The sequence below is a fragment of the Herbaspirillum sp. GW822-FHT03A08 genome (assembly GCF_058801885.1).
This window is the reverse complement of record NZ_JBXANR010000001.1, coordinates 290,326-306,291: the sequence shown is the minus strand read 5'-3', so window position 1 is coordinate 306,291 and position 15,966 is coordinate 290,326. Positions and strand designations below refer to the sequence as shown.

Here is a 15,966-nt window from a genome sequence, read left to right as displayed (position 1 = left end):
CGGTGCACCGATCATTTTCAATGCTTATTTATGGCGTGACGACACTTCCCACAAATTGAGGTGACCGTCTTTCGCCTGCTCGTCAATCGCCGCCAGCTCTTGCGGGGTGAAGCTCAGCTTGTCCAGTGCTGCCACGTTTTCACGGATCTGCTTGCTGCTGCTGGCGCCGATCAAGGTTGACGTCACGCGCGGATCGCGCAACACCCAGGCCAGCGCCATCTGCGCCAGTGTCTGGCCGCGCGCCTTGGCGATGTCGTTGAGCACGCGCACGCGCGCCAGGTTTTCCGCACTCAGATGATCGCCCTTGAGCGAGCCGCCGCCGGCACGGTTGATGCGCGCGTCTTCCGGAATGCCGTTGAGGTACTTGTCGCTCAGCAGACCTTGCGCCAGCGCGGTAAAGGTGATGCAGCCCATGCCCTGGCGCTCCAGTTCATCGAGCAGGCCTTGTTCGATCCAGCGGTTGAACATGTTGTACGACGGTTGATGGATCAGGCAGGGGATTTTCCATCCCTTGAGCAGTTCAGCCGCTTCCCTGGTCTTTTCCGGCGAGTATGACGAGACGCCTACATACAGCGCCTTGCCTTGCTGCACAGCGGTCGCCAGCGCGCCCATGGTTTCTTCCAGTGGGGTGTCCGGATCGAAGCGGTGCGAATAGAAGATGTCGACGTAATCGAGATTCATGCGCTTCAGACTCTGGTCCAGGCTTGCCAGCACATACTTGCGCGAGCCGCCGCCCTGGCCATAGGGACCCGGCCACATATCCCAGCCGGCCTTGGTCGAGATGATCAGTTCATCGCGATACGGCTGAAAATCCTGCTTGAACAAATGACCGAAGTTGGCTTCGGCGCTGCCGTATGGCGGACCGTAATTGTTCGCCAGATCGAAGTGGGTGATGCCCAGGTCGAATGCGGTGCGCAGCATTTCGCGCTGGTTCGCCAGCGAGCTGGTGTCGCCGAAGTTATGCCACATGCCCAGCGACAGCAACGGCAACTTCAGGCCGCTGCGTCCGCAGTTGCGGTATTGCATGGATTCATAGCGGGTGCTTGAGGCCAGGTAGGTCATGGATGTCTCTCCTTGATTCTCGGAATAGTTGATGCACGCCAACAGGCGAGGCCATGATCTTAGACCAATGCGGGGAAACGCGTCGGACTACACCATGCCGTGTAGCAAGGTACAGGGATGTGCGCTGATGAAAGTCGCTTGCTGACCGGCAAGGTTTAAACGGGTGTTAACTGACAAAAAACTGACTTGTTGCCGACGCGAAACCCTTTGCTGGAGCGGCTCTTCAAGTCGTCTTGGTATGTTGTAAAGATTTGTTGCGAAGCGCCTGAAAATATCGCCTAATGTTGCCTGGCCGGGGAAAAATACTTTGCAATATGAGATGCCCGGTCAAGCGTCTTGGGGGGATCCAAGCACAATTGCAAGAGAATCAGCGGTGCGCAAAAAATCGTGCACTTGCAATGACGAGTTACAACAATCATTAACCACTCGGCTGGAGAAGTACATGCAAAACCTTTTGATCGGGACAGGGGCGGGGCTGTTCGGCGTGGCCCTATTGTGGCTGCGTTATGGCAAGTCGCCCAATGTGGAAACACCGGTCTCCGACTTTCAGCGCAAGTTGAATTTCATTCGCGACATCTGCGACGGCAATCTGAAAAAATCAAACGCGTTGCTCACGGAAAAAATGGAACTCGACAAGAGTCTGTCCTATGAGCAGGCCGTCGATCTGGTCTATGCCGACATGCTGGAACTCACCAGCGAAGAACGCGCCGCCGTGCTGAAGCATGGGGAGCGTCGCAAGAAGAAGCGCTGAGATTGAGCGCGCGCCGATATTGTTACGCGCTCTTGTTCATGACTTCCTGAATTCTCTCCCGGTCTTTGCACCGAAAAAATAAACGGCTGCTGATTGATCTTGATGTCAATCGCAGCCGTTTTTGTCATCTCATTTTTGTCATTGCCTAATGCTTGACCGGCTCGGCATTGAAACCCTGCTTGCCGAGGAACTCGGCAACGAAGGGGGACCATATTTCGACGCCATTCGCGAACAATGTATGTCCGTTCTTGGCGAAGGGCGGCAACAGATGGTACTCGGCGTGCCCGCCGGCTTTGACGAAGGCCTCATGCCAGGCCTTGCTGTGCGCGGGATTGAAGTACTGATCGTTCTCCGTGTAGATCCACAGCATCGGCGCCCGGGTTGTTTGGCCGAAGCGGGCATACATATCTTCCAGCCGGTTGCCTTGGCAGGGGATGCCCGGATGGGCGGCTGGATCGCCACCGGAGCCGCCGGCGAAATTGATGGCGGCGATCAGTCCTTCGGGATGTCTGGCGGCGGTCGCCACTGTTGAGTAGCCGCCGACTGACTGGCCGACGATCAGTACACGGCTGGGATCGGCATAGGATTGTTCCTTGGCGTACTTCAGGACTGCCAGGATTTCGGTACTGGCCGCTTCCGCCATGGGCGCGTAGTTTTTGCTGTTGCAGGAACCGCTTTCTTCAGGATCGAAGCGCGTACCTTGTTCACCGTAACCGATGCGGGTCGGTACGAATACCGCAAAACCGCGTTCGGTGAAAAAGCGTACCTGCTTGGTATAGCGAAAGCGCGGTGGATCGGAGCGGTTGGTCCCGCTCCGGCCGTGATTGAGAATGAGGATGGGAAAGGGGCCGTTGCCATCGGGTTTGAACTGCGTGACGATCACCTTTCCGGTCTCTTCACGGTTGTAGAAATCCTTGACCTTCACATCAAGAGATACGATCGATTCGTGCAGGTCGCTGGCGAGTTGCTGGGCGCCGGCGGTAAGGCTGGTCGCGGCAAGGCTAAGGCAGAGCAGGAAGTGGCGCATGGTCTTTGTTCTGTTTGTGATTGGGGATGGCGTCGGCAAATTATCTGCGAACCGGCCGTGTTTGCGTGGATTTGGCAGAGGATTTTTTGCGGGAAAAAGAGCCTCTGTTGTCACTGTGCAAATAGTAATGAACATGGCTTGCAGCGGGCTGACGGAACGGGCGCGAACGTTCCGGCCGACATGCTAGAATCCATCGCGCTACAGGTGTGCAAGTGAAAATAAGTCCAACAACAAGATTTGTCCTTAACGCTTCACAGACCCGGAGAGCGTCATGCCTACCATCTCTTTCACCGTCAACGGCAAGCGCCGTTCCGTTGATGTCCGCGATCCTGAACAACCATTGCTGTATGCGCTGCGTAACACCATCGGCCTGACCGGTCCCAAATTCGGTTGTGGCCTAGGACAATGCGGTGCGTGTACGGTCTTGCTCGACAAAACGCCGCTGCGCAGTTGCATCACACCCTTGTCGGCGGTTGCGGGAAAATCCATCACCACTATCGAAGGTCTGGGTACGCCCGGCAAGCCGCATCCGGTGCAAGCCGCCTTCATCGCTGAACAGGCCGCACAATGCGGCTATTGCGCCAACGGCATGGTCATGACCAGCGCCGCCTTGCTGGCCTCCAATCCCTCACCGAGCGAAACCGAAATCAAGGACGCCTTGTCCGCCAATCTGTGCCGCTGCGGCACGCACGTGCGTATCGTGCGCGCGGTGCTGCGGGCTTCGGGGAGGACGCCCGCATGAACGCGCCATTCGATCTCCAGATGAGCCGGCGCCAGTTGCTCAAGGCCGGCGGTGCGCTGGTGGTGACGCTGGCGCTGCCGCTGCCGTTATCTGCGCGTGCGACCGAACAGGTCTTGCGCGACAAACGCGGCAACGTGCAGCCGCACGCGCTGTTGGACAAGACGCTGGACGTCAGCGCCGTGGATGGCTTCATCGCCATTCATCAGGACGGTACGGTAACGCTGTTTTCCGGCAAGGTCGATCTGGGGCAGGGATTGCGGATCGCGATTCGCCAGATGGCGGCGGAAGAGCTGGGCATCGGCGTCGACAAGATCGAGATGATCGAAGGCGATACCGCGCTCACCCCCGATCAGGGACCGACCGCCGGCAGCACCGGCATCATGCGCGGCGGCGTGCAGATTCGCCAGGCTGCGGCGACGGCGCGCGAGGCATTGATTGCCATGGCGGCGGAGCGGTTGCAGAAACCGGCTTCCGAACTGATGGTGCAGGATGGCGTGGTGCGGCCCAAGAGCGGCGGTACAGGTGTGAGCTATGCCGAGCTGGTCGGCGGCAAGCGCTTCAACCTCAAGCTGGACGCCAAGGCGCCGTTGAACAATCCGGCTGCCTACCGCGTCGTCGGCAAGCCGTTGTTGCGTCCCGATGTACCGGCCAAGGTGACTGGCACGCATACCTATGTTCACGATGTGAAGTTACCGGGCATGCTGCACGGCCGCGTGATCCGTCCGGCGGGCGAGGGTGCGCAGATCGTCTCGGTAGACGAAGCATCGGTAAAGAAATTTCCGGGTGTGAAGGTCGTGCGCATAGGCGACTTTCTCGCGGTGGCGGCGCCGGATGAATGGGATGCGATACAGGCTGCGGCTGCGTTGAAGGTGGTCTGGAATGACACCGGCAAGCTGATGGGGCACGAGAAGGTCGAGCAATGGCTGCGCAGCGGCCCTTTCGACGGGGAAGAAACGCTGGTCAATAAAGGCAACGCAGTGGCCGCATTGCAAGCGGCACCCGGCAAGCTGAGCGCCAGTTATTACTGGCCGGCGCAGACGCATGGCTCTATCGGTCCGTCGTGCGCGGTGGCGGATGTCGGTGCGAAGCAAGCCACACTCTATACCGCCTCGCAGGGTACGCATCGCTATCGTCCTGCTTATGCACAGATGCTGGGTTTGCCGAATGAGGCAGTGCGGCTGGTCTACGTCGACGGCGCCGGTTGCTACGGCATGAATGGGCATGATGACGCCGCCGCAGATGCCGCACTGATATCGAAGGCGCTAGGCAAGCCGGTGCGGGTGCAATGGTCGCGTCAGGATGAGCACGGTTTCGATCCTAAAGGCCCGCCGCAGGCACTGACGCTGGAAGCGGCGCTCGGCCCTGACAACACGATCGCAGCCTGGCGCACCGAGATGTGGCTGCCGCGCGCGACGGCAAGCCTGCCGACGGTGCCCTTGCTGGCGCCGCAGACCGCCGGAATGCCGCAACCCAAAGGCATCTCGACCGGTCTGATTACACAAAACGGCGACCCGCCTTACGAGGTTCCCAATGTCTCGGTCGGCGTGCACTGGCACGACAGCGCGCCTTTGCGTCCGGCCAATATTCGTGCGCCGGGCAAGATCGCCAACATCTTTGCCGTTGAGTGCATGACCGATGAACTGGCGGCCAAGGCCGGTGTCGATCCGCTGGCGTTTCGCCTGCAATCGCTCAAGGATGCGCGCGGTGCGGAAGTGCTCAGGCGTACGGCCTCGCTGTTCGGTTGGGAAGCGCGCGCTGCAAGTGCTGGCAGCAAGGCCAACACTAACAAGCGCGGACGCGGTATCGCCTATTCGCACTACAAGCACAATGAGACCTACGTCGCCATGGCGATGGAGGTCGAAGTCGACCGCAGCAGCGGCGAGATCCGAGTCCTGCGCGTGGCCTGTGCTCACGATTGCGGACTGATCATCAATCCGGATGGCCTGCGCGCGCAGGTCGAGGGTAGCATCTTGCAAACCATCTCGCGCAGCCTGTTTGAAGAGATTCGCTTTGACACGCGCCGGGTGCAGAACGTCGACTGGGCGAGCTATCCCATTCTGACATTCCCGGCGATGCCGGAGGTGCGGATCGACCTGATCGACCGGCCGACGATGCCGCCGCTCGGCGGCGGGGAGGCGGCAGCTTCGCCGGTGACGGCGGCACTGGCCAATGCGGTGTGGGATGCGGTCGGCATTCGCCTGCGCACCGTGCCGTTCACGCCGGAGCGGGTGAAGGCAGCGCTGGCGAGCGTCTGATGCATTTGTGTTCTACACTGCGTTGGCGGTTTCTTGCGATGTAATTACTGAGATACAACTGAGATAAAAACCAAGGAGAACAATCATGATCAAGACACACAATATCAAGGCAGCGCTGTTGGCAGCGATGCTGCTGAGCGGTGCATCGGTAATGGCGCAAACCGTCAGCGTCGAACTCAAGGGCGGCAATGAAGTGCCTGCCAATCCATCCACTGCCAGCGGCACCGGCAGCATCAGCGTGGCTGCCGACAAGACGGTGAGCGGCAGCATCACGACCACCGGCATTGAAGGCAAGATGGCGCATATCCATACCGGCGCCGCAGGCGCCAATGGTCCGGTGCTGGTCGGGCTGACCAAGAACGGCGATAACGGCTGGACCGTACCGGCCGGTGCGAAATTCACCGATGAGCAGTACGCTGCATATATGGCTGGTGGTCTGTACGTCAACGTGCATAGCGCAGCGCATCCGGGCGGCGAGATTCGCGGTCAGCTGTTGCCGAAGTAAGTCGTTAATCTGTTCAGGGGAGAAGGCAAGGCGCTTCGCCGCTTCATCTGAATAATCCGAATCCGGAAAAAGCCGTCATCGTCAGGTGACGGCTTTTTTTATTGGCGGTCACACTCGTGATCATGTTGACGACAGCGTCTTGTCGTACCTGTATTTGTCTTTAAATCATCAGACAACCTGTTCGCGATCTGGCCATAAAAAGCCAGATTTCTGCATCCTCGAAAGCTGTTTTCGGTATCCCGAAATGATAAAAGAAAGTGCGGTTTCACATACTTTGTTGATGGCTTGTAATCGGCTGTGGATAAGGCTTTGCGGGTTTTTTTGTTTGCCCTTGATAATTCGTTTGCAAAATGAAATTGGCGTGTTTATACTCCGCTTCATGTTGTATGACGACTGATAACGAATTGGTCGCATGACAGCCCTTTAATAATAAATACTGCTGCTGCAAGCCTGTTGCGCGCCGCAAGACAATAAGCAGGAGACCGCCCTCGGCGAATCAGCCGTCGGCATCCGGATTATTCGTCTTCGTCTTCCGCATGTCGGCCCAGGCGCGGTACCGGTCGGGAGATAGTCCGTGAGTATCGATCAAGTCGGCGCAAAGATAAGCGCCACCGTGCGCGCAAGCGCCAAAGCAAGCCATGTCCGTTATCTGATTCTGTTCATGCTGTTCGTCGTGACTACGGTCAACTACGCGGACCGCGCCACGCTGTCGATCGCCGGCACGTCGATGAAGGCGGAACTGGGCCTCGACCCGGTGATGATGGGTTATATCTTCTCGGCGTTCAGCTGGGCTTATGTGCTGGCGCAATTGCCGGGCGGCTGGCTGCTGGATCGTTTCGGCTCCAAGAAGATTTATGCGCTGAGCATTTTCCTGTGGTCCTTTTTCACGCTGCTGCAAGGTGGCGTCACCTGGTTCGGCACGGCTGCGGCAGTGGTGCTGCTGTTCCTGCTGCGCTTCATCGTCGGTATGGCGGAAGCGCCGTCGTTCCCGGCTAACGGCCGCATCGTGGCATCGTGGTTCCCGACGGCGGAACGCGGCACGGCGTCGGCAATTTTCAACTCTGCGCAGTATTTCGCGGCAGTGCTGTTCACGCCGCTGATGGGCTGGATCACGCATGTCTACGGCTGGCATCACGTGTTCACCGTGATGGGCGCGTTCGGCATTCTGCTGACCTTCGTCTGGATCAAGATCATCCATAGCCCTAAAGATCATCCGATGATCAACAAGGCCGAGCTGGAATACATCGAGCAGGGCGGCGGTCTGGTGGATATGGACCAGGCCAAACCGAAAGCAGCGGCAGGCGCCAATGACGGCAAAGCAAAGTGGGGCTACATCAAGCAGTTGCTGAGCAACCGCATGCTGCTGGGCGTGTATATCGGCCAGTACTGCATCAATACGATTACTTATTTCTTCCTGACCTGGTTCCCGGTGTATCTGGTGCAAGAGCGCGGCATGTCGATTCTGAAGGCGGGTTTCGTGGCATCGATTCCGGCGGTGTGCGGCTTCATCGGCGGCGTGGTCGGCGGCCTGATTTCGGACCGTCTGATCAAGCGCGGCAACAGCGTCACGATGTCCCGCAAAATCCCTATCGTCGGTGGCATGCTGTTGTCGACCACGATGATCCTGTGCAACTACGTCGATGCGCAATGGCTGGTAGTAGGCATCATGGCCGTGGCCTTCTTCGGCAAGGGCGTCGGCGCACTCGGCTGGGCAGTGGTCGCAGATACCGCACCGAAGGAAATCGTCGGTCTGTCAGGCGGTCTGTTCAACACCTTCGGCAATATCGCCGGCATCACGACGCCGATCGTAATCGGTTATATCCTGAAAGAAACCGGTTCGTTCTCGGGCGCACTGGTGTTCGTCGGCGCCAATGCGCTGGTGACTGTGATCAGCTATCTGGTCATCGTCAAGGAAATCAAGCGCGTCGAACTCAAGCCGCTTTGATCTTGTAATAACTTGCAGCAGATGGGAATAGCCATGAGCACCGAAACACACAGCGAAGCCAGCACCAACGTCAACACGCCGCGTTACATCCTGATGCACGAGAACGACAATGTCGCCATCGTCGTCAATGACCGCGGCCTGCCTGCCGGGACGGTTTTCCCGGATGGCCTGACGCTGATCAGCCAGGTGCCGCAGGGACACAAAATCGCCTTGCGCGATATTCCTCAGGGCGACGCCATCATCCGCTACGACGTTGCCATCGGTTATGCCGCGCGCGATATCGCCAAGGGCAGCTGGATCGAAGAATCGGTGGTGACGCTGCCGCCGGCGCGCGAGCTGGATAACCTGCCGATCGCTACGCGCAAGGCGCCTGCTTCGGCTTCGGTGCCGCTGGAGGGCTATACTTTCGAAGGCTATCGCAACGCCGACGGCTCGGTCGGCACACGCAATCTGCTGGCGATCACCACCACCGTGCAATGCGTGGCCGGCGTGGTCGAGCATGCGGTCAAGCGCATCCGCCTGGAACTGTTGCCGAAGTATCCCAACGTCGAAGACGTGGTTGCTCTGGAACATACCTATGGCTGCGGCGTCGCCATCGATGCGCCCAACGCCGACATTCCGATCCGTACGCTACGCAACATCAGTCTGAACCCCAACTTCGGCGGTCAGGCCATGGTGGTCAGTCTCGGTTGCGAAAAGCTGCAGCCGAACCGCCTGCTGCCGGAAAGCATCATCCCCATCCACAAGGAAGGTGAGCCTTACGTCGTCTGCCTGCAGGATTCGGAACACGTCGGTTTCAATTCGATGATCGACTCCATCCTGCACATGGCCGAAGCACGCCTGAAGGAACTGGACAAACGCCGTCGGGTGACTTGCCCGGCATCCGATCTGGTGGTCGGCGTGCAGTGCGGTGGCAGCGATGCTTTCTCGGGTGTGACGGCTAATCCTGCGGTCGGTTTTGCGACTGATCTGCTGGTGCGTGCGGGCGCTGCCGTGATGTTTTCAGAAGTGACCGAAGTGCGCGATGGCATCGACCAGTTGACTTCGCGCGCCATCAATGAAGACGTCGCGCAAGCCATGATCCGCGAGATGGACTGGTACGACAATTACCTCAAGAAAGGCGGCGTTGACCGCAGTGCGAATACGACTCCCGGCAACAAGAAGGGCGGTCTCGCCAACATCGTCGAGAAGGCCATGGGTTCCATCGTCAAGTCGGGCAGCAGCCCGATTTCCGGCGTACTGGCTCCCGGCGACAAGCTCAGGCAAAAGGGACTGATCTACGCCGCCACGCCGGCCAGCGATTTCGTTTGCGGCACCTTGCAACTGGCTGCCGGCATGAACCTGCACATCTTCACCACCGGCCGCGGCACGCCTTACGGCCTGGCCGCCGTGCCGGTGATCAAGGTCGCCACGCGCAATGATCTGGCGCGCCGCTGGCATGATCTGATGGATGTCAACGCCGGCACCATCGCCAGCGGTGAGGCAACGATTGCCGATGTCGGCTGGGAGTTGTTCCAGCTGATGCTGGACGTCGCCAGCGGCCGCAAGCAGACCTGGGCCGAGAAATGGAAGCTGCACAACGCGCTGACGCTGTTTAATCCGGCGCCGATTACCTGACCGTCAATATCCGTAGTTCACGTTACACCGCCGTACACAATAAAACCAACAAGCCTCTTGTCGATTGCTCATTGCAGGGCAGGGGCATTTTTTACCCTAAGGAGGAAGCATGGGAGTCATGAATTTTGCGCTGAAGCTGGGCGCAGCAGCAGTCCTGAGCAGCACAGTCTGCGCCGGCGTCAATGCCGCGACGATGGTGTACGTGTCCAATGCCGACAGCAAGGACATCTACGTCATGCAATTGAACAAGGACGGCAGCGTCACGCCGGTCGAACAAGTGCAGACCGGCGGCACGGTGATGCCGCTGGCGTTCAGTCCTGACCACACGCGTCTGTACGCTTCGCTGCGCTCGCAACCGTATTCGGTGACCACCTTCGCTGTCGATCAGCAAAACGGCAAGCTCAAGGCGCTGTCCACCGTGCCGCTGGCCGACAATATGGCCAACCTGGCGACCGACAAGACCGGCCGCTTCCTGTTTGCGGCGTCCTATACAGGCCACAAGGTATCGGTCAATCCGATCAGCGCCACCGGTCTGGTGCAGGAGCCGGCAACCGTCATCAACACCGGCAAGAATGCGCACGCCATCGGTTCCGATCCCCGGAACAATTTTGTCTTTGCCTCCAACCTGGGCAGCGATGTCATCCTGCAATTCAAGTTCGATGCCGCCACCGGCACGTTGACGCCGAACACACCGCCGTCGGTCGCCACCAAGGCCGGCGCCGGTCCGCGCCATTTCGTATTCCATCCGAATCTGCGTTACGTGTTCTCGACCAATGAGCTCGATAGTACGGTCAACACCTACGCTTATGACGCTGCGCACGGCACGCTGACCTTGCAAAGCACCGTGTCGGCAGTGCCGGCCGGATTCAAGGGCGATGCCCCGGCCGCAGCCGATATTCACCTGACGCCGAATGGTCGTTTCCTGTATGCGTCCGAACGCACGTCGAGTACGCTGGCCGCTTATCGCGTCAATGCAAAGACCGGCGCGCTGACGCTCATCGGCAATGTCCCGACCGAGACCCAGCCGCGCGGCTTCAACATCGATCCGCAGGGCAAGTATCTGTTGGCGGTCGGGCAAAAATCCAACGGTATGACCAGCTACGCCATCAATCAGAAAACCGGTGCGCTGACGCCCTTGCAGCACTATGAGCTGGGCAAGAATCCGAACTGGGTGGAGATCGTCAACTTCCCCTGAGTTGCCAGACTTGCCGGACGGCACAGATCACTAACAATCCCTCGCGGCGTCATGCGGGGGATTTTTCGTTGGGCTTGCAGAATTGCTGAATCGGCAACGTTGCCATTGATTTTCCGCAAGAACGATGTAAAAAAGCAGACCGCCATTTCGGCCTTGTTCTAAGATGCAAGAGTACGTTGATCGTGCGGAATATGAGAATGAACAACCGCAGTCTTGCGGAATAAACATAAAAATCAAGATAATCAGGAGCACGGAATGCGAAATATCACCGTTCGTTTTAGCCTCATGGGCGCACTGGCGCTGTTTGCCGCCATGATCGCGCTGGGCGCTGCCGTCGGCATCTTTGCACTGGGACGCGCGAATCAATCGACCGTCATGGTGCATGACGTCACCGCACGCGCCCTGACCATCAACGACGCCTACAAGGACACCACACGCACGCGTGCAGCGCTGACACGCGCCTATAGTGCGTTGAAAGAACAGAACGATCAGGAGGTCAAGAACTCCGCGCTGAAGAGCGCGCAGACCAGCTATGACCGCACCTTGAAGCTGCTAGATGAATTCAACAAAGCGCCCGCTTTCAAAGGGCAGGACGACAAGCTCAAGGCCGACCTGGTCGACGCGGGCAAGCAACTGTCGGACGTCTTGAACAAAGCCGCCGACGCCTTGCGCAACAATGACACCGCCGCCTATGCAGAGATCAACGGCCGCGACATCACCGCCAAGGGCGCCAGCTTTTCGACGCTGCTGGAAAAATTCCAGAAGCTCACCAAGGATCTGTCGGAAGACATCGTCGCCGAACGCGAGCGCGAGTACAACATGGTGGTCTGGCTGGTGGTGGTCGGCCTGGTTGCTGCATTGGCGCTGGTGCTGACCGTGCATTTCGTCTTGCGCAGCATTGTGCTGACACCGCTCAACCGCGCCGTCACCTTACTGGATCAGGTGGCCAACGGCGATCTCACCATGAAGATCGCCGACCCGGGCCGCAACGAAATCGGCCGTCTGTTTGCTTCCATCCGCAGCATGCAGCAAGGTCTGCTCAACACTGTCTCGCGCGTGCGCAGCAGCACCGACATCATTAATACCGGCGCTCAGGAAATCGCTGCCGGCAATCTCGACCTGTCGTCGCGCACGGAGACGCAGGCCAGCTCTCTGGAAGAAACCGCGGCATCAATGGAACAACTGACCGGCACCGTAAAGCAGAATGCCGAGAACGCGCAACAGGCCAACCAGCTGGCGCATTCGGCATCCGAGACCGCCGTCAAGGGCGGCGAGGTGGTGGCGCAGGTGGTCGACACGATGAATGCGATCAACGAATCCTCCAAGAAGATTGTCGACATCATCAGTGTGATTGACGGCATCGCTTTTCAGACCAATATCCTCGCCCTGAACGCTGCGGTGGAGGCCGCACGCGCCGGTGAGCAGGGGCGCGGTTTTGCTGTCGTGGCGTCGGAAGTGCGCAGCCTGGCGCAGCGTTCGGCCGCCGCTGCGAAAGAGATCAAGGGACTGATTACCGACTCGGTAGAGAAAGTCGACTCCGGCAGCCGCCTGGTGGAGCATGCAGGCAAGACCATGAGCGAAGTGGTTGAAAGCGTGCGCCGCGTGACCGATATCGTCGGCGAGATCAGCTCGGCCAGCCGTGAACAAAGCGACGGCATCGGTCAGGTCAACAATGCCATCACGCAGATGGATGAAGTCACGCAGCAAAATGCCGCGCTGGTGGAAGAGGCTGCCGCTGCCGCGCAATCCTTGCAGACGCAAGCGGTGACGCTGGCTGATGCGGTCAGTATTTTCCGCATCGATGCCAATGTGCAGGTGCTTGCGCCGGTGGCGCGTCCGGGGACGGTGTCTGCTTCGGCGCCGAAGGCGGTGGCGGTGGCTGCAGCGCCGGTGGCAACTAAGCCGGCATTGGCAAAGCCTGCAGCGAATGCAGTCGCAACATCGAAAGCTGCGCCGAAGTTGCCGTCGCCGGGCTCTGATGACGATTGGGAGCAGTTCTGATTCAGTAGCAACAAAACTGGCACGGAGAGTTTCCATCCATCGCCGTCGTCCCGGCGAACGCCGGGATCCAGTGTCCTGACTGAAGTCGAGGCGACGCTGGATCCTGACTTTCGTCAGGACGACGGCTTTTTTACATTCTGTGTTTCAACTTTCGAACGCACATAAAAAAAGCGCCGGAGCACACGCTCCGACGCTGGAAACCGCCGTTGCCGGCGGCTGTGGATACCTGATGAGGTCAGGGTTCTTTACGTGGCATCGCCGGGGAAATTACGCCGCGGTGTACGAAGTCTTCACGGTGGTGTAGAACTCGGCTGCATAAGCGCCTTGCTCGCGCGGACCAAAGCTCGATGCCTTGCGGCCGCCGAAGGGGACGTGGTAGTCGACGCCGGCGGTTGCCGTGTTGACCATCACCATGCCGGCTTGCGCATTGCGCTTGAAGTGGGTTGCATACTTCAGCGAGGTGGTGCAGATGCCCGACGACAGACCGAACTCGGTGTCGTTGGCCAGTTGCAGCGCGTGTTCGTAGTTGTCGGCCGGGATCACGGAAGCGACTGGTCCGAAAATTTCTTCACGCGAGATGCGCATGTCGTTGTTGCAATCGGCGAACAGCGCCGGCGTCATGTAGAAGCCGTCAGTGTCGCGCTTGACGCGCTCGCCGCCGAAAGCCAGGCGTGCACCTTCCTGTTTGCCGATTTCCACGTACGACAGGTTCTGGTCGAGTTGCGACTGATCGACGACCGGACCGATGTTGGTGTCGGCAGTCAGCGCGTGGCCGATCTTCAGGCCGGCCAGTTGATTGCGTGCTGCTTCGATGAAGCGCGGGTAGATGTCTTTCTCGACGATGATGCGGCTCGACGCGGTGCAGCGTTGGCCGGTCGAGAAGAACGCGCCTTGCACGGCAGCCGTGACGGCGACGTTCAGGTCGGCATCGTTCAGCACCACCAGCGGATTCTTGCCGCCCATTTCGAGCTGGAACTTGGCCATGCGGGCGACGCAGCCTTGCGCCACGCGCGCGCCGGTCGAGACCGAGCCGGTAAAGGTCAGGGCAGTGACGCGGCGGTCGTCGATGAAGCGCTGGCCGACCACCGAGCCGCGGCCCATGACCAGGTTGAACACGCCAGCCGGAATGCCCGAGCGGCTGATGATGTCGGCAATCGCCCAGGCGCTGCCCGGCACCAGTTCCGCCGGTTTGAAGACGACGGTGTTGCCGTAGGCCAGCGCCGGTGCGATCTTCCAGGCCGGGATCGCCATCGGGAAATTCCACGGGGCGATGATGCCGACGACGCCGACCGGCTCACGGGTGATTTCGATGTCCATGCCGGGACGCACCGAGGCTAGCTTCTGGCCCTGGATGCGCAGCACTTCGGCAGCGAAGAATTTGAAGATATTGCCGGCGCGGCCGGCTTCGCCGATGCCTTCGGCCAGGGTCTTGCCTTCTTCGCGCGAGAGCAGGCGGCCGAGCTCTTCCTTGCGCGCCAGGATTTCGGAGCCGATCTTGTCCAGCGCGTCGGAACGCGCCTGGATGTTGCCGACGCTCCATGCCGGGAAGGCGGCGTGTGCTGCGGCGATGGCGATGTCGGCTTGTGCTGCGTCGGCTTGTGCATACTCGCCGATGATGTCGGACAGGTCGGATGGGTTGACGTTCTTGTTGATGCTGGCGCCTTGCAGCCATTCACCGTTGATGTAGTTCGCGAATTGAGTCATCGATTTCTCCTGGATGTGGAAGCCAAAACTGACCGCGGGACGAATCCGGCGGTCAGTCGAGGGTTAGTTATTTATTGTTGGTGCTGCAATTACTGAGGTCCCAGACGCTTGATCAGCGCGGCCAGTTCTTCGTGCTCGGCTTCGGTGCAGGCGGTCAGCGGTGTGCGGACCGGACCGGCATCGTGACCGACAACCTTGGCGCCGGCCTTGACGATGCTCACTGCATAACCGGCCTTGCGATTGCGGATGGCCAGGTAAGGCAGGAAGAATTCGTCGATCAGCTTGCCGACGGTGGCGTGGTCTTCCTTGGCAATGGCGTGGTAGAAGTCCATCGCGGTCTTCGGGATGAAGTTGAACACCGCCGACGAGTACACCGGCACGCCCAGCGCCTTATAAGCAGCTGCGTAGACTTCCGCAGTCGGCAGGCCGCCGAGATAGGTGAAGCGATCGCCCAGACGGCGGCGGATCGTGACCATGGATTCGATTTCACCGACGCCATCCTTGAAACCGATCAGGTTAGGGCAGCGCTCGGCCAGGCGTTCCAGCATGTCGGCGTTGAGCTTGCAGACGCCGCGGTTGTAAATGATGACGCCGAACTTGACCGATTTACAGACCGCTTCAACGTGCTCGGCGATACCGTCCTGGCTGGCTTCGGTCAGGTAGTGCGGCATCAGCAGGATGCCGTGCGCGCCGAGGCGTTCGGCTTCTTGTGCGTAAGCGATCGCAGCGCGGGTAGGGCCGCCGGCGCCGGCGATGATAGGCACCTTGCCTTTGCAGGTTTCCACGGCGGTGCGGATGATGTCCGAGTATTCGCCCGGCACCAGCGAGAAGAACTCACCTGTACCACCGGCAGCAAACAGTGCGCTGGCGCCATAAGGAGCCAGCCATTCCAGACGTTCGATGTAAGTCTTTGGACGGAAGTCGCCCTGCTCGTCGAAGTCGGTCAGCGGGAAAGAGAGCAGGCCGGCGGAAAGAATCTGTTTCAGGTCTTGTGGTGTGTACATGTCAGTAGGTGCCAGGTGATGAAGTTAAAAATACCGTCGCGCTTGATAACAAATTCCAAACATGGTCAGCGCATCTGGATGGAACTCGTTCTTAAGCGTCTTAAGATATCAGTCATCGTACAACATGAATTAAGAGAAAGCCAGCAGTTTTTGCTGCC

Annotated in this window: 12 protein-coding genes; 8 read left to right on the top strand and 4 right to left on the bottom strand. The window is 59.3% G+C overall.

The genetic code is table 11. The features are described from left to right. Nucleotides 1-24 precede the first annotated feature (24 nt). Entirely contained in the window at nt 25-1,062 is a 1,038-nt protein-coding gene (gene mgrA / locus AC1RN6_RS01500; RefSeq protein ID WP_493002532.1) for an L-glyceraldehyde 3-phosphate reductase, read from the bottom strand. A gap of 442 nt (nt 1,063-1,504) precedes the next feature. On the opposite strand from mgrA, the gene AC1RN6_RS01495 reads away from it, so the two are divergent. Beyond that, nucleotides 1,505-1,813 carry a hypothetical protein gene (locus AC1RN6_RS01495; protein ID WP_493002530.1) on the top strand — a complete coding sequence of 103 codons (309 nt, stop codon included), beginning with the start codon at nt 1,505-1,507 and terminating at the stop codon, nt 1,811-1,813. A 145-nt stretch (nt 1,814-1,958) separates the two neighbouring features. Here AC1RN6_RS01495 and AC1RN6_RS01490 read toward each other — a convergent pair whose 3' ends face one another. Beyond that, nucleotides 1,959-2,840 (bottom strand): alpha/beta hydrolase family protein, encoded by an 882-nt coding sequence (locus AC1RN6_RS01490; RefSeq protein WP_493002529.1) that lies wholly within the window; start codon nt 2,838-2,840, stop codon nt 1,959-1,961. Between the two features lie 271 nt (nt 2,841-3,111). Here AC1RN6_RS01490 and AC1RN6_RS01485 point away from each other — a divergent pair, with 271 nt between their 5' ends. From AC1RN6_RS01485 to AC1RN6_RS01455, 7 genes are all read left to right on the top strand, one after another. Then, on the top strand, nt 3,112-3,582 hold the full coding sequence (locus AC1RN6_RS01485) for a (2Fe-2S)-binding protein (RefSeq protein WP_493002528.1): 471 nt from the start codon (nt 3,112-3,114) through the stop codon (nt 3,580-3,582). Then, on the top strand, nt 3,579-5,837 hold the full coding sequence (locus AC1RN6_RS01480; protein WP_493002526.1) for a xanthine dehydrogenase family protein molybdopterin-binding subunit: 2,259 nt from the start codon (nt 3,579-3,581) through the stop codon (nt 5,835-5,837). The genes AC1RN6_RS01485 and AC1RN6_RS01480 overlap by 4 nt, the downstream gene beginning before the upstream one ends. Nucleotides 5,838-5,922: 85 nt before the next feature. Beyond that, a complete protein-coding gene (locus AC1RN6_RS01475) occupies nt 5,923-6,342 on the top strand; it encodes a CHRD domain-containing protein (protein ID WP_493002525.1) in 420 nt (139 codons plus the stop codon). A gap of 661 nt (nt 6,343-7,003) precedes the next feature. Then, a complete protein-coding gene (locus AC1RN6_RS01470; RefSeq protein WP_493003487.1) occupies nt 7,004-8,287 on the top strand; it encodes an MFS transporter in 1,284 nt (427 codons plus the stop codon). Between the two features lie 33 nt (nt 8,288-8,320). Further along, nucleotides 8,321-9,904 (top strand): galactarate dehydratase, encoded by a 1,584-nt coding sequence (gene garD, locus AC1RN6_RS01465; protein WP_493002523.1) that lies wholly within the window; start codon nt 8,321-8,323, stop codon nt 9,902-9,904. A gap of 109 nt (nt 9,905-10,013) precedes the next feature. Next, a complete protein-coding gene (locus tag AC1RN6_RS01460; RefSeq protein ID WP_493002522.1) occupies nt 10,014-11,099 on the top strand; it encodes a lactonase family protein in 1,086 nt (361 codons plus the stop codon). Between the two features lie 255 nt (nt 11,100-11,354). Beyond that, entirely contained in the window at nt 11,355-13,100 is a 1,746-nt protein-coding gene (locus AC1RN6_RS01455; protein ID WP_493002521.1) for a methyl-accepting chemotaxis protein, read from the top strand. Nucleotides 13,101-13,367: 267 nt separating this feature from the next. Here AC1RN6_RS01455 and AC1RN6_RS01450 read toward each other — a convergent pair whose 3' ends face one another. After that, nucleotides 13,368-14,804, bottom strand: a complete 1,437-nt coding sequence (locus AC1RN6_RS01450; protein WP_493002519.1) for an aldehyde dehydrogenase family protein — start codon at nt 14,802-14,804, stop codon at nt 13,368-13,370. An 89-nt stretch (nt 14,805-14,893) separates the two neighbouring features. Then, a complete protein-coding gene (kdgD, locus tag AC1RN6_RS01445; RefSeq protein ID WP_050475999.1) occupies nt 14,894-15,808 on the bottom strand; it encodes a 5-dehydro-4-deoxyglucarate dehydratase in 915 nt (304 codons plus the stop codon). Nucleotides 15,809-15,966 lie beyond the last annotated feature (158 nt).